This window comes from Azospirillum canadense (assembly GCF_025961225.1).
In the GTDB taxonomy this organism is placed as follows: Bacteria; Pseudomonadota; Alphaproteobacteria; order Azospirillales; family Azospirillaceae; genus Azospirillum; species Azospirillum canadense.
On the sequence record NZ_JAOQNG010000010.1, the window covers coordinates 213,048 to 231,507 of the forward strand.

The following is an 18,460-nucleotide window of genomic DNA, read 5'->3' on the forward strand; positions in this document are numbered from 1 at the left end:
GCGCTCCGCCGCGCACCATCCACTAGGAGAGCAACCATGAGCGGTGTTGTACAGTCCGCCGGTGCCAAGCTGTTTATCGGCACCACGGCGAGCAACGGGGCCTCGGACACCTACACCGAGGTCGCCGAGATCGAGTCCTTCGGCGAGTTCGGCAAGACCTACCAGAGCGTCAAGTTCAACCCGGTGGGGTCGAAGCGCACGCAGAAGCTCAAGGGCTCGTATGACGAGGGCTCGCTGTCGCTGACGCTCGGCCGCGTGCCGGACGATGCCGGGCAGACGGCGCTCCAGCTTGCCGTCGACGACAACGACGCCTTCAACATCAAGATCACGCTGGACGACGCCCCCGACGGCGTCGGCGCCAAGCCGACCACCTTCATCGTCAAGGCGCTCGCGCTGTCCTACACCACCAACATCGGCGGTGTGGATGGCGTCGTGAAGTCGACCGTGAACCTCGACATCACCTCGGACATCACCGAAACGGCGGCTTCGGCCTCCTAACCGGCTCTCTCGCGAGAGCGGGGCCGGCGGCGTGTCGGGCGCTGCCGGCCTCACCCTTCCCGACTCCCGACACCCCGACAAGGATCCCGACCATGCAGATTTCCCAAGGCCGCAAGACCATCACCCTCGGCGACGAGACCGTCGAGATGCTGTGCACGCCGCGCGCCGCCATGCGCCTGTCCGACGCGTTCGGCGGGCTGCTCCAGGCGCAGCAGCGCTGCATCGGCCTCGACATGACCGCCATCGTCGCGGTGATCAACGCCGGCGCCAACCGGGCGGGCGACGCGGCCAAGCGCACCGAGGCGCAGGTGTTCGCCGCCGGCCTGCAGGACGTCGCCGGCGACGCCATCGAGTTCATCACCCTCCTGTGCAACGGCGGCAAGCCGCGGGGCGAGTCCGCGCCGGCCGACGAGGGCGCGGAGGGAAACGGCCAAAGCTGACCTTCGACGCCTACCTGGACGAACTGTTCAAGTACGCGACCGGGTGGTTGGGGTGGCCGCCGGACCTCGCGCTCGACACCCCGATCCCCCTGATCGAGTTGGCGCTCGACGGCAAGCTCGACTTCGTCAAGCGCACCAACCCGTTCGGGTCGGCTGACGACAAACCGGCCCCGCCGCCGCCCGACAAGGGCAAGGTCGCGCAGGGGCTGGCGGCGTTCCTGCGCGGGCGCAAAAAGGGCGAGTGAGGCCGGGCCATGCTGATCGTCGGCCACATCACCGGCGACCTCAAAGCGCTGCTCAACGAGCAGCTCAACGAGGTTGCCGACGCCGCCCGCGCCGCCACGCGCGCCGCGGCCGAGGATCTGCAGGCGGAGTTGCGCGCGCAGGTGCGCGCCGCCGGCCTCGGCGTCGGGCTGGAAAAGGCATGGCGGCTCGACGTCTACCCGCGCGCCGGGCGCAAGTCGCTGCGCCCCGCCGGCCTGGTGTGGTCGAAAGCGGAGCGCCTGCACGACGCGTTCGATGGCGGCGATACGGTCACCGCGCGCGGCGGCAAGTGGCTTGCCATCCCGCTCGACGCGGCCAAGGCCGCCGGGCTCGACAAGAGCCGGGAGCGCCGCATCCCCGGTCGCCAGGGCAAGACCGGGCGCGGCGGCCAGATGGCGAAGTGGTCAAACGTCGCCGCCGCGGAAGGCCGTTTCGGGCGGCTGCGCTTCGTTCCGCTCGACGGCAACAAGCGGGCGCTGCTCGTCGCCGACGGCAAGCCTGGGGCGCCGGCGGTGCCGCTGTTCCTCCTGGTCAGCAAGGCCCGTGGCCGCAAGCTGCTCGACATCGGCGCCGCCGCGAAGAAGGCGGAAGCGCGGCTCGCAACCAACCTCTCCAACATGATCGGACGGTAGCGATGGCCGCAGGAAAAGAAGTCAGCGTCCGGCTCAAGGTCGAGGCCGACAACCTCGACGCCGTCAAGCAGAAGCTGAAGGATCTCGGTGCCGAGGTCACGCACGTCGGCGGGCTGCGCACCGACGGCCTGCAGCGCCAGTTGCAGGCGCTGGAGTCGCGGCTCGACCCGGCGGCGCGCGCCGCGCAGGGACTCGCCAAGGACAGCGACACGCTCGGCAAGGCGCTGCAGGCCGGCATCATCTCGCAGGCCCGCCACAACGAGTTGCTCGCCGCCTCGGCGCAGCGGCACGGCGCGGCGGCCAAGAGCACGAAGCTCGCCGCGCACGAGATGACCAACCTCACCTATCAGATCCAGGACGCCGCCGTGCAGCTCGCCGGCGGGCAGAACCCGTTCCTGATCCTGATGCAGCAGGGGCCGCAGGCCACCGGCGCCGTCGGCGGCGTCGGCCGGGCGCTGTCCCTGCTGGCGACGCCCACCGTCGCAGCGGGGCTGTCCGTCGCCGCGCTCGGCGTCGGCTTCGGCGTGGTCGTCGCCAAGGCGATGGCGCTGCAGGACGAGGTGCGCGGCTTCAACGTCGTGCTCAAGGCGACGGGCAACGAGGCGCGCACCACCGCCACGGCCATGCAGGGCGCCGTTACGCAGATGACGCGCCTCGGCACCTCGCGCGCCGACGCCGTGGCGATGGCAACGACGTACCTGCGCAATGGGCAACTCAAGGGCGCGGGCACGGCGGCGGACCTCGGCACGCTGGCGACCGACATGGGCGCCGGACTCGGCATTTCGACGACGGATGCCTTCGGCAAGCTCACCGCCGGGCTGACCGGCGGCATCCCCGGCCTGCGCCAGTTGGCGACCGAAACGAAGGCGCTGTCGGTCGCGCAATATGAGGCGGCGCGCGCCGCGCTGGAGCACGGCGACAAGGCCAAGGCCCTCCAGATCGTCGTCGACGCACTGAAAGACCGCTTCGGCGGGCTGCACAAGGAGTCGCTGTCGCCGGCACAGAAGGCGATGGAGGATTTCAGCAACGCTTACGACCGGCTGGTGACCAAGGCCGCCAACTCGCCGCTGACCATCTCCGTCGTCGTCAAGACGTCGGGCCTGATGGACGAGTTGGGCACGTTTTTCGAGACCGGCGGCGGCCCGATGCGCGACCGCCTGATCCGCAACGTCATCCCCGGCCTGGAAATGGGCCAACTGATCGCCCAAGAGTTCGGCGGAACGGTCGCCTACACACCGCGCCTCAACAACAACCCGCGCCGCCCGGGCGAGGGCGCGCTCACCGGCGCCGTCTACCCGGATGCGAGCGGCGCCGCCCCCGGCGCCCCGATCCCCGGCCGCAAGCCGACCACGCAAACCGGCATGACGCTTGACCAGGCGTTCCGGGTCTCCGACGCCGCGAAGGCCAACGACAACTTCGCGACCGCGATGGTCAAGGTCGGGGCGGCGCGCACGATCTTCCTCGCCGGGCAGGCGGCGTTCGACGCCGAGATGGAGCGGGGCGGCACGGACGCCTCGGCGACGGCGCTGCGCCTCCAGGCCGAGCGCAAGGCCCGGCTGGAACTGTCCGGCAGCATCGCCGAGCAGACCGCACAACTGACCATCAACACGCAGGAGGCGCTCAAGGCCGCCGATGCCTACCTGCAATCCTCCGCCGCCGGCGAGCGCGCCAAGGCGATGCAGCAGGCGCGCATCGACAGCCTGACCTCCGGCATCGACGTCGAGACGCGCTACCGCCAGATCCTCGCCGAGCGCGCCGCGGCGCAGGCCGCCAGCGGGGCGCAGGAAGTCGCGACGACGCAGGTCAGCGCCGCCGCCCGGCAGCGCCTCGCCGACGCCTCCCTGCTCGGCGTCGAGGCGCAGCAGAAGGCGGAACTCGCCGAGAAGGTGCGGCAGGCGACCATCGGCGAGACGATCGCCCTGGAGAACGCGCAGGGTGCCACCGCCGACGCGCTGCGCCGGATCATCGAGGCCAAGACGGCGGCGGTCGTCGCTGACGATGCCGCGCAGCGCAAAGCCCGTCTCGGCGGCATCCTGCAGGGGCAGGGCGAGCAGCTCGCCACGCTCGGCAAAGAGCGGGAGTTGCTGTTCGCCACCGCCGAGCAGCGCGCCGTCGGCCTTGCTCGGCTGCAAATGGAGCTTCAACTGCGCCGTGAAGGCGCCGACCTGTCGAGCACGGAGGCGCAGCGGGCACTTGCCAACGCCGAGGCCATCGCCAAGGCGGGCGTCGAAATGGACCGCCTCAACCAGATCAGCCAAGTGTTCGACAACGCCTTCGACCGCGTCGGCGACGCGATCACGCAGGCGTTCGTGCAGGGCGGCGGCGCCGCGGTGAATTTCCGCAGCGTCGTCTCCGGCGTGCTCGCCTCGATCGCGTCGGACCTGCTCAAGCTGGCCGTCATCAACCCCATGAAGAACGCCGTGCTCGGCGGCCTCACGGGGCTGTTTGCCGGCGGCTCGTCGTTCGGCGCCTACACGACAAGCTCGACCGTGGTCGGCGGTGCTGGGCGCATCGTCGGCGGCCTGCACGACGGCGGCGTCGTCGGGGCGGGCTGGACCTTCCAGCGCAGCGTCGATCCGTCCGTCTTCAGCGGCGCCCCGCGCTACCACACCGGCGGCATCGCCGGCGACGAGGTCCCGGCCATCCTGCAGCGCGGCGAGGAGGTGCTCACCGCCGACGACCCACGCCACCGTTTCAACCTCGGCGCGGCCAACACCAACGGCCCGGTGTCCATTAACATGCCGATCACCGTCAACGCCAGCGGCGGCACGCAGGAGCAGAACGCCGACCTCGCCGACCAGATCGGCCGGGCGGTCGGTGATCAGCTCGACGCCCGCATCGTGACCGTGCTGCGCCAGCAGATGCGGCCGATGGGCCTGCTCAACGGAGGCTCCCGATGACCACCCCCACCTTCGCCCCGCCGGTCAGCCCGAGCGTCAACAGCCAAAAGACCGTGCAGCCGCGCGTGCTCAAGGCCGAGTTCGGCGACGGCTACCGGCAGCGCGCCGCCGACGGCCTCAACAGCCGTCCGGCCGCGTGGGACCTGAAATGGGACGCGCTGACCACCGCCGACGCCGACACCATCGAGGCGTTTCTCGACGACCGCGGCGGAGTCGAGGCGTTCTGGTGGACGCCGCTGGACGCCGCGACGCCGCGCAAGTTCATCGCCGAGTCCTGGAGCCGCGCCCCGATCGTCGGCGCCGAGGCCCTCGGCGAGCGGCGCTTCTCCCTGTCGGCCAAGCTGACTCAAGTCTTCGACCTCTGAGGTCTCCCCGATGAGCAACGCCCCGATCGCCCGCGAGGCCCAACGCCCCGCGCCGAGCCCCTACGTCGTCCTGTTCCAACTCGACGCCACCCGGCTCGGCGGCGGCGTCTACGCCTTCACGCAGTCGGCCTATGAGGCGACCCCGCTGGTCTACGGCGGCGTCACCTACACGCCGATCGACATCGAGGCCGAGGGCTGGGAGTGGAGCGGCACCGGCGTTCTGCCCACGCCGAAGCTGCGCATCAGCAACGTCAACCGCGCGTTCTCCGCGCTGGTCGGCACCTACGACGACCTGCTCGGCGCGCAGATCACGCGCATCCGCACCTTCCGGCGCTTCCTCGACGGCGAGCCCGACGCCGACCCGACCGCGCATTTCCCGCTCGACGTCTACCGCATCGAGCGCAAGGCGGTGCTCGACAAGACGCACATTGAGTGGGAATTGGCCGCGGTCATCGACCAGGAGGGCCGCCCGTTGCCGGGGCGCCAGGTGCTGCAGGGCGCCTGCACGGCGACCTATCGGCGGTGGACCGGGGCCGGGTGGGACTACAGCGAGGCGACCTGCCCGTACGCCGGAAACGCCGCCTTCGACATCCACGACCAGCCGACCGCCGCCGGGTCCGACGTCTGCTCGAAATTCGTCACCGGCTGCGAGGCCCGCTTCGGGGCGAACAGCGTGCTCCCGACCTGGGCCTTCCCCGGCGTCGCCCGCGTGAGGACAAGCTGACATGCCCCTGACCCTGACGCCCGCGCTGCGCGAGGCCATCGCCGCGCACGCCCTCGCCGAGTTCCCGAAAGAGTGCTGCGGCCTCATCGTCGCCGGCGCTTACGTCCCGTGCCGCAACAACGGCAAGGATCCGCGCGTCGACTTCCGCATCGCCGACGACGTCTATGACGCGCACCGCGACCGTGTGCAGGCAATCGTGCATTCCCACACCAACAGCAACTCGGCGCCGACCCGCGCCGACATGGCCGGGCAGATGGCGACCGACGTGCCGTGGCTGCTGGTGATGACCGACGGCGAGAGCGTGTCGGACCCGGTCGTGTGGGGCGCCGACACGCCGACGCCCGACCTCATCGGCCGCCCGTTCTGCCACGCGGTGACCGACTGCTACGCTTTGATCCGCGACTACTTCGCCAAGACGCACGGAATCACCCTGCCGGAGTTCCCGCGTGACGACGCCTGGTGGACGAACGGCGAGAACCTTTATGTCGAGAACTTCGCCGCCGCCGGCTTCGCCGCGGTGCCGCGCGCCACGATGCGCGACTCCGACGTCCTGCTGATGCAGATCCGCAGCCCGGTCCCCAACCACGCCGGCGTCGTCGTCAAGGGCGGCGCCCTGGTACTGCACCACCTGCAGAACCGCTTGAGCCGGCGCGAGCCGCTCGGCCCGTGGCTGCGCACCGTGACCCACGTCCTGCGCCACAAGGATCTCGCCTGATGGCCCTCCGCAAAGTTCACCTGCACGGCGCGCTGCGCCGCCGCTTCGGCGCGGTCTACGAGTTGGACGTCGCCAGCCCGGCGGAGGCGTTCCGGGCGCTGCACGTCCTGACCTCCGGCGCCTTCCTGCCGGCGGTCAAGGATGGCACCTATCGGATCATCCGCGGCGACAAAAAGACCGGCCTGCACCTCGGCGCCGATGAACTGACTTTTCACCTCGGCGCCGGCGACCTGCACATCGCTCCCGTCGCGGCGGGCTCGGGCCAGAAGTCCAAGGGCGGCGTCAAGGCGGTGATCGGCATGGTCATCATGGCCGTCGCCATCGTCTACTCGGGCGGCACCGCCGCCGGGCTGGCGGCTCCGGCCTTCGGCGGCGCGGCGATGGGCATGTCCTACGGCTCCATTGCGCTGTTCGGCCTGTCGATGGTGCTGTCCGGCGCCTCGATGATGCTGGCGCCGCAGGTCAAGGGGCTCGACAGCCTGGAGAGCGTCGACAAGCGCGCCTCGTTCGTCATGAACGGCCCGGTCAACGCGCAGGAGCAGGGCGGCGCCGTGCCGCTGATCTACGGGCGCTGCCGGGTCGGCTCGACGGTCGTCTCCGCCGGCCTCTCGGTCGACCAGATCAGCACCGGCGCGACCGTCGATTACGGCACCGCGGGCGAGTCCGGCGGCGTCTCCGGCTCGGGCGGCGGCAAGGGTGGCGGTGGCGGCGACGGCGGGCGTGTCGCGCAGGAAGATCCCAACACCCTGCAGAGCACGACCGTCGCCCGCGTCATCGACCTGCTCGGCGAGGGCGAGATTGACGGGCTCGTGGATGGCGCGCGCTCGATCACGCTCGACGGCACGCCGCTGATCACCGGCGACGGCAGCGCCAATTTCCCGGGCGTCACCTGGACGCTGCGCACCGGCCTGCCCGACCAGCCGCACGTCGAGGGCTTCACCGCCACCGAGAACGAGGTGGCGGTCAGCACCGAGGTCAAGCACGACGTCCCGGTCGTCCGCACGATCACCAACCCCAACGCCGACGCTGTGCGCGTCACCATCCGCATTCCGGCGCTGACCCGGCAGGACGTCACCAACGGCGACCTGCACGGCGCCGAGGTCGACATCGCCATCGAGGTCAAGCCGACCGGCGGCGTTTACCGGCGCGTCGTCCACACCTCGATTGCCGGCAAGACGACCAGCCCGTACGAGCGCAGCTTCCGCATCGAGCTGCCCAAGGATGGCACCTACAGCGCGCCGTGGGACGTCCGCGTCGTCCGCATCAATGGCGACAGCACCTCGACTGCCCTGCAGGACGCGACCTGGTGGCAGAGCTACACCGTCCTGACCGACGGCAAGTTCAGCTACCCGAACAGCGCCTATGTTGCGCTGGAGGTCGACGCCAAGCTGTTCGGCTCCTCCATCCCGGCCCGCGCCTACGAGGTGCGCGGCCTGCGCATCCAGGTCCCGAGCAACTATGACCCGGCGACCCGGACCTATGTCGGCGCATGGAATGGCCTGTTCAAAGTCGTCTGGAGCGACAACCCGGCGTGGGTGCTCTATGACCTGCTGACCAGCAAGCGCTACGGGCTTGGGAAGTTCATCAACGCCAGCCAGGTCGACAAGTGGAGCCTGTACCAGATCGCGCAGTATTGCGACCAACTGGTGCCGGACGGCCAGGGCGGCTGGGAACCGCGCTTCACCTTCAACGGCGTGATCGCCTCGCGCGAGGACGCCTACAAGGTCATCCAGGGCATCGCGTCGAGCTTCCGCGGCCTGGTCTACTGGAGCAGCGGGCAGATCTACGCCCGCGCCGACATGCCCGGCGACCCGGTCAAGCTGGTCGCCCCGGCGAACGTCATCAACGGCGCCTTCAGCTATTCGGGAACGGCGGTCAAGGCCCGGCACTCGTCGGTGCTGGTCACCTACACCAACCCCGATGACGGCGACCGGGCGGCCATCGAGGTCGTCGAGAACCCGACGCTGATCGAACGCTACGGCTGGCGGCAGACGGAGATCACCGCCTACGGCTGCCGCTCGCGTTCGCAGGCCCGCCGCCTCGGCCGCTGGCTGCTGGAGACCGAGCAGCGCGAGACCGAGACGGTCACCTACGAGGCGGCGTGGGACCACGCCGACGTCATGCCGGGCGACCTCGTCGCCATCGCCGATCCCAACTATGCCGGCGTCCGCTTCGGCGGGCGCGTGGCGGCGGCGACCACCAGCACGGTCACGCTCGACGCGCCGGTGACGCTGGAGGCCGGGCAGAGCTACGCGCTGTCGGTCGTGCTCGCCGACGGCAGCGTGGTCGAGCGCGACGTGGTCACCGGGGTCGGCAGCGTGGCGACGATCGCCGTCGCCGGCGGCTTCCCGAGCGCGCCCGAGCCCGGGGCGATGTGGGTGCTGACCGGCTCCAATCTGGCGCCCCGGCTGTTCCGCGTTCTGGCGGTGCGGGAGAAGAGCAAGGCGGTCTATGAGGTCACGGCGCTGTCGCACGACCCGGGCAAGTACGCCCGCGTCGAGGACGGGCTGGATATCCCGCCGCCGGTCTACCAGAACAACGGCAACGGCATCCCCGCCCCGACCAACCTGACGGCGGTGGAGAGCGTCTACTGGATCAACGGCCTGCCGCAAGCCCGGATGACCGTGGCGTGGTCGCCGGTGCCGGATCCGGTCGTCGCCAAGTACCGCCTCGCCGTGCAGACGCCGGGCGGCCAGTGGCAGGTTCACGAGACGGCGCTGCACAGCCTCGACCTCGACGGCCTCCAGGAAGGGCTCTACACGCTGCGCCTGCGCTCGGTCGCCGTCGATGGGCGCGAGTCCGACCCGGCGGTCGAGGCGGCAGTGAGGGTGCACGGCAAGGGGATTCCGCCCGGCCAGCCGACCGGCCTTGCCGCGATCGGCGGTTACCGGCAGATCACCCTCACCTGGGTCAACCCGAGCGACACCGACCTCGCCGAGATCGAGGTGTGGGAGAACGACCGCGACGACCTGGCGACGGCGGTGCTGGCCGGCACGGTCAAGGGCAACACCTTCCCTCGCGGCGGGCTCGGCGGGCTGGTCACCAAGTGGTTCTGGGTGCGCGCCGTCGACCTCGGCCGCAACCCCGGCGACTTCAACTCCAACCTCGGCACCAGCGCGACGACGCAGCAGATCAGCCACGAGGACCTGGTCGACCGGGTCATCGCGGAGTCAAAGCTTGTCCCGCTGCTCGCCGAGAAGATCGACAGCGTCGAGAAGGTCGCCGAGACGCTGGCGCTCGCCGCGGTGCGCGCCGACAGCACCTTCGCCCGCGTTAAGGCGGAGATCGGCAAGCGCGAGGCCGACGTCGCCGAGGTGACGACGAAGATCACGCAGGAGGTCACCGACCGCCAGGCGCTCGCCGAGCAGGTCACGACGGTGACCGCGCAGTTCGACGGCCAGTTCGCGCAGGTGACCGAAAAGCTCACCACCCTGGCGAACGCCGACGAGGCGACGGCGACCCGGATCGACGGCATCGTCGCCGACGTCGACGAGCGGATCGCCGGCATCGTGACGACGCAGGAAGCGCACGCCGACGGCATCAGCGCCAACGCCAAGGCGGTCACCGACCTCGCCGCCGACGTCAACGGCAAGCTCGCCACCGTCAACCGGACGCTGACCACGCAGGCCAACGACATCGCCGCCACGGCGGGCAGCGTCACGGCGTTGTCGGCCACCGTCGGCCAGAACACCGCGGCCATCGCCAGCGAGGCGACCACGCGCAGCAGCGCCGATCAGGCGTTGAGCACGCGCTTCGACCAGATGGCCGTTACGGTCGGGCAGAACACCGCCGCGATCACCGCCGAGCAGACGACCCGGGCCACCGCGGTCTTGGCGGTCGCCAGCGACGTGCAGACGTTGAGCAGCACGGTCGGGCAGAACACAGCCGCCATCCAGACCGCCGCCTCGTCGATCGACGGCCTGCAGGCGCAGTGGACGGTGAAGGTCGACGTCAACGGCTATGCCGCCGGCTTCGGTCTCGCCGCCTACGACCGCGGCGAGGCTGGCAAACTCAGCGAGTTCGTCGTCCGCGCCGGCAACTTCATCGTCGGGCAGCCGGGGCAGTCGGCCGACTTCCCGTTCGTGATCGGCACGGTCGACGGCGTGCAGCGCATCTCCATGTCGACCGCGTTCATCCAGGACGCGAGCATCAACAGCGCGAAGATCGCCAACGCCGCCATCAAGTCGGCCCACATCGGCTACGCCGAGATCGACGACGCCAACATCAAGAACCTGACCATCCAAGGCCGGTCCATCGCCGACCTCGCGACCGGCAACATGGCGTGGGGCGCCGGCGGCAACAACGCCTCCTGCACCATGACGACCACCGGCAAGCCGATCGCCGTCTTCGCCTGCAGCACCGACGGCTTCTTCAACTACGCCAGTGTCCGCGTCGTCGGCCGGGCCGCCGGCACCAACACATTCACCTCCGTCAGCGATGCCGCCATCGCGCAAAGCGGATTCCACTTCATCGTCGAGATCGAGCTGCGCAAATGACCGACACGCCCGCTCCTCCCCCTCCGTTCGTGCCGCCGTCGACCGGCGCCGTCTTCACGCGCTACGACGCGCAGGGCCGCATCCTCGGCACCGGCGGCTGCGCCCTGTCCGACTACCGCCACCAACTCCAGCCCGGCGACTACGGCATCGTGCCGCAGGGCGCCGACTATGAGCGCGACTACGTCGACCTGTCCGGCGACGAGGTCATGGTGCGCCCGCGCCCGACCATCGCCGGCCTCGACGCGCTGCCGATCCCGGCGACGGTGACGGTAACGAGCGTGACGCTCGGCACGTCCGAGACCTACGAGGTCACCGACGGCGCGTTCGAGTACGACGACGCGCCCGGCGCCTACCGCGTCGCCGTCAGCGCCTGGCCGCACCTCGACACGACCTTCGAGATCGAGGTGCCGGCATGAAGATCGTCAAGACCCGCACCCGCGACGAGATCGCCGCGCTGCGCGAGGCCGCCTACCTGGCGGCGTGGCCGGCGCACAAGCAGCAGGAGGCCATGCAAGACGCCCTGCTGCGCAACAAGCCCGAAAAACTGGAGCGCATGACCGCCGACTTCGCGGCGATCCGTGACCGCCTTCCCTACCCCGAGGAGTCCGCGTAAATGGCCGGTTGGTATCGCACTGGAACCGTGAACCTGACCAACGGCTCGGCCACCGTCGCCGGGATCGGGGCAACGCTGTGGGCGAACGCGCTGCGCCCCGGCATGGTCTTCACGACCGACTTCCACACGCTCTACGAGATCAAGACCGTCGACGGCGACGCGCAGATCACGCTCGACCGGGCGTGGGCCGGGGGAACCGTGGTCGGCGTCGCCTACGCGGTGATCTTCGGCGGCGCGGCGATCTCCAACGCCGAGGTCGTCGCCGAGCTGATGACAATGGTCGGCAAGTGGCAGACCCGCGAGGATCAGTACGACGACTGGGTCGCCGGCCAGCCCGACGGCGGGCCCAACGGCGACGGCAAGTACCCGCTGACCGACAGCAAGGGCGTGACCCGCCTAATCACCTCGCCCGGGCGCCTGCTCATCCTCATCGACAACGGGCTGCTCGACAACGTGCAGCAGGTCGTCGACATGATCGAGGACGACATCGCCGCCGCGCAGCAGGCCGCCGACCAGGCGACCGCCGCCGCGACGACGCTGACCGCCTACGTCACCTCGGCCGACCAGGACCGGCAGGCGGCCGAGGCCGCGCGCGACGCCGTGCTCGACGCCAAGGGCGCGGCCGCGACCAGCGAGGGCAACGCCAAGGCGTCGGAGACGGCGGCCGGGAACAGCGCCGTGACGGCGAACACCGCCGCCACCACGGCGACCGGCGCGCGCGACGCGACCCTGACGGCGAAGACGGCCACCGAGCAGGCCCGCGACACCACCCTGACCGCCCGCGACACGACGCTCGCCGCCCGCGACGTGACCACGGCGGCGCGCGACGTGACCACGCAGGCCCGCGACCAGGCGACCGCCGCGCAGACCAACGCCGCCGTCTCCGCCGGACAGGCCGCCGACGCCAAGACGACGGCGATCAACGCCGCCGCGGACTCGGTCGACGCCAAGATCCACGCGGTCGCCGCGCAGGTCGTCGCCGAGCAGCGCCGCAACGAGGCGGCGGACTCCGCCACTCTGGCGAAGGCGTGGGCGTCCAACCCGGTCGGCCAGCCGGTGGCCTCGGGCGCCCTGTCGGCCTATCACTGGGCCGAGCAGGCGCGCACCGCCGCGCAGACCGCGCAGGTCATCGCCGGCGGCTACATGTTCGGCGTGGTCGGCGACGGCAACTCCGGCCGCATCAACGCGCAGGCGGCGGCCGACACGCTGCACCTCGTCGCCGGCTCGGGCATGTCGGTCACCTACGACAACGCGACCCGGAAAGTCGTGTTCTCGTCGCAGGCCCGCGCCGTTGCCTCCGAGGATCCGGCGATCACCGTGCGCCTCGACGACACGGCGGCGCTCGCCTACCTCGGCTTGGACGAGTCGAAGATCAGCCATCAGGCGTTGAGCGGGGCCGGCGCGCGCAGCCACGCCGAGATCGACACGCACATCGCTAACACCGGCATCCACGTCCCGGCGCCGGGCTCGGGCGACGTCGACAAGCTGCTCAAGGCGACCGGGGCCGGAACCTTCGCGTGGGTCAAGGGCAAGGACTCGAACATCGACGCCGATAAGATCGACGGCTACTCCTGGGAGGAGGGGCAGGAGGTCGCCAACAACGCCGGCACGGCCGACTGGGTCAAGCTCGGACGCTGGGACGCGCAAGGCGTCGTCGCGCGTCGCCTGCTGATCACCTGCGCGGGCGGCTACGGCTACGGCAACAGCGACGGTCTCGCCTCGGGCGGCATCACCTGGGTCATGGCCTACACCGCCGACAACACCAACACGACCATCGCCAACACCGAGGGGCGATTCAGCTACATCGGCGCCCCCCTGTTCACTTACGTCAAGCTGGTGCAGGTCGGCAGCAACCGTTTCCTGCATGACGTCTACGCCTACCGCGAGACGTACTCGCCCTTCAACTTCCGGGTCCAGTGCAACGGCACCTGGACAACGGCGCTCGCCTACGGGCAGACCTCGCCCGGCAGCGCCTCCGTCAGCGTGGCGGACATGGCCGCGCTCGGCCGGATGCTGACGACGACGGACATTTCGGAGAACCCCAACGCTAACTCCGTCGTCAAGCGCGACGGGGCGGGTGGCTTCCTCGGGACGAACATCATGGCGACCGGGCCGTTCCCCGGCTTCTATTGGTTCGACAGCGACAGCGGCACCGACGCGAAGCGCTGGGGCGCGGTCGCGGACAACGGCATTCTGCAATTTCAGACGCTCAACGACGCATGGAGCGCATCGACGAATTGGCTGGAGGTCACGCGCAACGGCAACGCGCCGTCCGGGGCCACATTCAAGGTCCCGATGACGATCTCAGGGATCGCCCCGAGCCTTTGGCTCAGTGAAACGGATAACAGCAACAAGGCGTGGCAGCTTGTCGTCGACGGCGGGGCGGTCGGCCTGCGCCGCGAAGGCGTGTGGCCGGCGGCGTTTGAAATCAGTTCGACGGACGCCGCCTCGTTCAAGGGCAACGTTGCGGTCGGCGGGGCGCTGACGGTCGGCGGATACGGGGCATGGCACGCCGGCAACTTCGACCCCGCCACCAAGGCCGGCACGGCGGTCGCCACGGTGGGCGCGAATGGCCTGATGTCGGCGGCTGACAAGCAGACGCTGAACGGGGCGACCAGCTCGGCGACGGCGAACGCTCTGGTGGCGCGCGACGGGAATGGCTGGTCGGCCTTCGCGGGCGTCACGCTGGGCGGCAACACCGCCCTGCACGCGGGCAACAACGGCAACGTTGTACCGACCTTTGGCGGCCTGTGGACGGGTAGCCAAGCCATTTCCTCGACCTACCCCAACATCCGTTTCAACGACACGGACGGCGCGGCTGGCGCGAAGTGGGCGCGCATCGACTATGAGAATGGCCGGCTCGCCCTGCAAGCCTTGTCCGACGACGGAACCACCTGGGTTCGCGATAACCTGATGGTGTGGGCGGCTGGCGGTGTGGACGCCCCGAACGGCAGCATCAATTCCCGCCAGTGGGCGACGCTGGGCGGCGCGAGCAACGGCGACGCTGTGGTCGGCTCCAACCTGTATTTCGACAGCAACAACGTCCTGCGCGCTCAGTACACTCACGGCAGCATCGGCGCGCGCGGCATCCTGTTCAACTGGCCTTCGTGGGGCGACATCAACGTCGTCAACTACAGCGGCGCGACCACCGCCGGGCAGGACCTGTCCGGCACCGCGACCGCCTATCGGCTGCTGCACACCGGGAACACCAGCGCCACCAACGTGACGTTCAACCAACTCGCGCTTGTGGACACGCTGACTCTTGGCTCGTCCTGGGGAACCAACGGCTTCCAGAAGGGCACCGGGGACGGGGCGAGCTACACCACCTATAACTACGTTGAAACGTGCTGGTGGGGCAAAGCCTACACCGACTATGCGGGCGTGGTGCGCGGCGTCTACGACGCCCGCTCGGGCTCGTGGAACATCAAGGGGCAGTACAACACCGACGCCGAGAGCGATCTGTCGGCCAACGCAGCCTCGTTCAACGCTCGCAAGGGCGCGATGTCGTCGGGCACCTTCAATCAGGTGCTCATCGGCGAGAACGACACCGGCCCCAAGCTGAATGTTTTCGTCAACGGCAGCACCCGCAGCGCTGACGGCGGCGTGAACACCACCACGATCCGCAACGACGGCGGCGCGCTGAACCTCGGGGCCTCCACGCAGCCGACTGCGCTGTTCGGATCCTCGATCGAGTTCAAGACCGCCCCCACGCTCAACGGCAAGCGCGTCAGCAATTGGGAGGTGATCAGCGAGACCACCGTCTCGTCGTCGGTCTCCTCTGCGCTTATCACCCTGCCCAACAAGCTCTCGGCCGCAGGGTACAAGCGTTACAAGCTCCTGATCACCGGCCTCAATCCCGTTGCTGAAGCTGGCCTTTGGATGTCGATGAGCACCGATGGCGGCTCCACCTGGGTCCCGGCCGGAAGCCAAGCGCACGGCATTCTGTCGATGAGCCCGACCAGCAGCGGCGCAACCGCGCCGTGGCATGAGTACCGCAACGGCAATTACGGCTCCCTGCAACTGTCGTGGAACTCGGCGGCGAACATCGGCTTCACCGGCGAGTTTGAAATTGCCCAATATTCCAATGTGTCCGGATCGGTTCTGATCAAGGGCGACGTTGCGGGACATCACTTCAACTACGGCCCGCAGCGTATGTTCTCCACGGCTGTCGTTGCCGCAGACATCAATCTGTTGAGCATCGGCGGCTCGAACGGCGGCACCGTTAACGTCAACGCCGGCCGCATCACGCTCCTGGGGATGAAATAATGACGAAGATCCTGCTCGACGGCGCGGTGGTCGACCTCGCCGACACCGACATCACCCTGCCCCCGCTCCCGGTCATCATCGCCCCGGTGCCGTCGACCATCTCCGACCGCCAGTTCTTCCAGGCGCTCGCGATGGGTGATGAACCCTACATCACGCAGGCCGAAGCGCTCGCCGGATCGTGCCCCGAGGCGTGGTGTCTGAGGGGGCCTCTGTGCTCTTCGGCGGGTTGAGGCCGCCGGTCTACTCCGCTGCGATGGACAGCGGATCAGGGGTGTGAGGGTGGCACAGCTCGGCCAGGCTTTCCATGGTCATGTAGCGCCGGGCCACCGCCCATTCATCATGCTGCTCCAGCAGCAAGGCGCCGACGAGGCGCACAACCGCCCCTTCGCCAGGGAAGATGCCGACGACGTTGGTGCGCCGCTTGATCTCGCCATTCAGCCGCTCCAGAGGATTCGTGCTGTGCAATTTGGTGCGCAGGTCCTTGGGGTACTTCATGTAGGCCAGCACGTCGAACTCCGCCTCGTCCATCAGCGCCGCCAGCTTGGAAAAGCGCGGCCGCAGGCTGTCGGCCACCCGGCGCCACTGCTCATGCGCCGCCTCAGCGGTCTCCTGGGCAAAGGCGGTGCGAATGGTGGCCGCGACCATCGTCTGGTGCGCCTTGCCGACGCAGGCGAGGAGATTCCTCATGCAATGAACACGACAGCGTTGAAGTGTGGCGCCCAGCACCTTGGAAGCGGCGGCCTTCAGCCCGAGATGCGCATCGGCGATCACCAGCTTTACGCCGCGTAGGCCCCGGCGGGTGAGGGTGCGCAGGAAATCGGTCCAGAAGGTCTCGGCTTCCGACAGCCCGAGGCCGAGCCCCAGCACCTCGCGCCGGCCATCGCTGTTGACGCCGATGGCCAGTATGGCGGCGAGCGAGACGATGCGGCCGTCCTGGCGCACTTTCACGTAGGTCGCATCCAGCCACACAAAGGGCCAGTCGCCTTCCAGCGGCCGGTTCAGGAACGCCTGCACGCGCTCGTCGATGTCCTGGCACAGGCGGCTGACCTGGCTCTTGGAGATGCCGGTCATGCCCATCGCCTTGACCAGATCATCGACGTTGCGCGTCGAGATGCCCTGCACGTAGGCCTCCTGAATCACCGCGATTAGCGCCTTCTCCGCGGTGCGGCGCGGCTCCAGGAAGGCCGGGAAGTAGGAGCCGCGCCGCAGCTTGGGGATGCGCAGGTCGATGGCCCCGGCGCGCGTCTCCCAGGTCCGCTCCCGGTAGCCGTTGCGCTTGGTCTGGCGGTCCTCGCTGCGTTCGCCATACCCGGCGCCGCACAGGCTCTCCACCTCCAGCTCCATCAGGCGCTGGGCGGCGAAGCCGACCATCTCGCGCAGAAAGTCGGCATCGGCGCTCTTCCCAATCAGCTCCTGAAGAGCGATCCTGTCCTCGGTCATCGTGGTCTCCGTCTTGGTTGATGGTCGTTAAGCAACCTCAACTTAGCCGAAGAACACGGTGACCGCCGCTCCCGAACGGCCGGCCCGCCTGCGCCAGCTATGGGGGAGCGCTCCGGCGGGCCAGCCTCACGCCTCAGACACCACGCGGTGGGACGCGATCGCTCGCCCGCGGTGAAAACCGGCGAGATCCCCACCGTCCTGGCGGTGATGGTCGATGGCTTGCCGGAGACCGACCGCTTCGCCGCCGAGATGATCCTGAGCGGGGCCACCGAGTTCCGCCGGGATCACCAGCTGACCGCGGCGATCGGTGCCGCGCAGGGCAAGACGCCGGAGCAGATCGATGACTTCTTCCGGTTCGCCGCGACGCTCTGAGCGCCCGCGACAACACTCCAACCGAACCACCGGCCGGCCGCCTCTGGGCGGCTTTTTCATGCCCGGAAACCGAGAGAGGCGGCCGTCCTCGCAAGACACCGCCTCCCCCGATCGCACCGTATGCTCGGCCACACTCCGTTTCCCGCCGTGGATGCTTTGGTTGGGACGGAGCTTGGTATGCTCGGGCGGACCGCGCGCCCGCTAGATATGTAACAAGAGTCTGCAGCCCGCATCAGCTCGCAGCAATCAGCACTTTCGGGGAGGCTCTCCTGGGCTCCATGTAAATCCTAATAGAGTGAGGAAAATGCACGCGGCACCCAAAAAGGACGGCGGCCGAACGGGGCCGCCGATGTCAGGTCCAGGAGTGCTCAGGAAAACATCAAAGGTCGAAGCCGAGCGATAAAGCGGTCTCGGCCCAATCCTCTGGATCTGCGCCTATTCAACCCACCACAGATGCGGCTGCTGTGCCAATGGCCTGCGGATGGACGGCCTGCTCCGGATCGGAGCTTGTGGGGTGGCCGTGATCCCCGTCAGCGACACAGGTAGGTTGCGACACTCAACCGGCGCTGAGCAACAGCACAATTCGACGGATGGGCAGAGGGCTGCCGTGCTCGCGTCATCACAATGGCGCACGGCGATACGGCGTAGGCGCGGTCCGGCTGGCCGGGAGAGGGTGAAAAGAAAGGCGGCCGCACCGGGCCGCCGAGGGTCAGTAATGCTGATGAACCCATCCTG

15 protein-coding genes are annotated in these 18,460 nt (G+C 69.2%); 14 read left to right on the forward strand and 1 reads right to left on the reverse strand.

Features of this window, described 5'->3' with window-relative positions; genetic code table 11:
- Positions 1-36 precede the first annotated feature (36 nt).
- The 13 genes from M2351_RS36785 (at position 37) to M2351_RS36845 (ending at position 16,143) form a co-directional block, all read left to right on the forward strand.
- A complete protein-coding gene (locus M2351_RS36785) occupies positions 37-498 on the forward strand; it encodes a hypothetical protein (RefSeq protein ID WP_264660936.1) in 462 nt (153 codons plus the stop codon).
- Positions 499-590: 92 nt separating this feature from the next.
- Positions 591-938: a hypothetical protein gene (locus M2351_RS36790; RefSeq protein WP_264660937.1), complete on the forward strand. Its 348-nt coding sequence runs from the start codon at positions 591-593 to the stop codon at positions 936-938.
- A gap of 47 nt (positions 939-985) precedes the next feature.
- Complete coding sequence (locus M2351_RS36795) at positions 986-1,183, forward strand: hypothetical protein (protein ID WP_264660938.1); 198 nt, start codon at positions 986-988, stop codon at positions 1,181-1,183.
- Positions 1,184-1,192: 9 nt separating this feature from the next.
- A complete protein-coding gene (locus tag M2351_RS36800) occupies positions 1,193-1,834 on the forward strand; it encodes a DUF6441 family protein (RefSeq protein ID WP_264660939.1) in 642 nt (213 codons plus the stop codon).
- A gap of 2 nt (positions 1,835-1,836) precedes the next feature.
- Positions 1,837-4,734, forward strand: coding sequence for a phage tail length tape measure family protein (locus tag M2351_RS36805; protein WP_264660940.1), 2,898 nt, complete (start codon positions 1,837-1,839; stop codon positions 4,732-4,734).
- Positions 4,731-5,099, forward strand: coding sequence for a phage tail protein (locus tag M2351_RS36810; protein ID WP_264660941.1), 369 nt, complete (start codon positions 4,731-4,733; stop codon positions 5,097-5,099). The genes M2351_RS36805 and M2351_RS36810 overlap by 4 nt, the downstream gene beginning before the upstream one ends.
- A 10-nt stretch (positions 5,100-5,109) precedes the next feature.
- Entirely contained in the window at positions 5,110-5,823 is a 714-nt protein-coding gene (locus M2351_RS36815; protein ID WP_264660942.1) for a phage minor tail protein L, read from the forward strand.
- Between the two features lies 1 nt (position 5,824).
- Positions 5,825-6,538, forward strand: coding sequence for a C40 family peptidase (locus M2351_RS36820; RefSeq protein WP_264660943.1), 714 nt, complete (start codon positions 5,825-5,827; stop codon positions 6,536-6,538).
- On the forward strand, positions 6,538-11,034 hold the full coding sequence (gene gpJ, locus M2351_RS36825) for a TipJ family phage tail tip protein (RefSeq protein ID WP_264660944.1): 4,497 nt from the start codon (positions 6,538-6,540) through the stop codon (positions 11,032-11,034). The genes M2351_RS36820 and gpJ overlap by 1 nt, the downstream gene beginning before the upstream one ends.
- On the forward strand, positions 11,031-11,450 hold the full coding sequence (locus M2351_RS36830) for a hypothetical protein (protein WP_264660945.1): 420 nt from the start codon (positions 11,031-11,033) through the stop codon (positions 11,448-11,450). The genes gpJ and M2351_RS36830 overlap by 4 nt, the downstream gene beginning before the upstream one ends.
- A complete protein-coding gene (locus M2351_RS36835) occupies positions 11,447-11,647 on the forward strand; it encodes a hypothetical protein (RefSeq protein ID WP_264660946.1) in 201 nt (66 codons plus the stop codon). The genes M2351_RS36830 and M2351_RS36835 overlap by 4 nt, the downstream gene beginning before the upstream one ends.
- A complete protein-coding gene (locus M2351_RS36840; RefSeq protein ID WP_264660947.1) occupies positions 11,648-15,913 on the forward strand; it encodes a hypothetical protein in 4,266 nt (1,421 codons plus the stop codon). It abuts the gene before it with no gap.
- Positions 15,913-16,143: a hypothetical protein gene (locus tag M2351_RS36845; protein WP_264660948.1), complete on the forward strand. Its 231-nt coding sequence runs from the start codon at positions 15,913-15,915 to the stop codon at positions 16,141-16,143. The genes M2351_RS36840 and M2351_RS36845 overlap by 1 nt, the downstream gene beginning before the upstream one ends.
- Before the next feature lie 10 nt (positions 16,144-16,153).
- On the opposite strand, the gene M2351_RS36850 is transcribed toward M2351_RS36845, so the two are convergent.
- Positions 16,154-17,353 (reverse strand): IS256 family transposase, encoded by a 1,200-nt coding sequence (locus M2351_RS36850; protein WP_264654291.1) that lies wholly within the window; start codon positions 17,351-17,353, stop codon positions 16,154-16,156.
- A 147-nt stretch (positions 17,354-17,500) separates the two neighbouring features.
- On the opposite strand from M2351_RS36850, the gene M2351_RS36855 reads away from it, so the two are divergent.
- Entirely contained in the window at positions 17,501-17,725 is a 225-nt protein-coding gene (locus M2351_RS36855) for a hypothetical protein (protein WP_264660949.1), read from the forward strand.
- Positions 17,726-18,460: the final 735 nt, after the last annotated feature.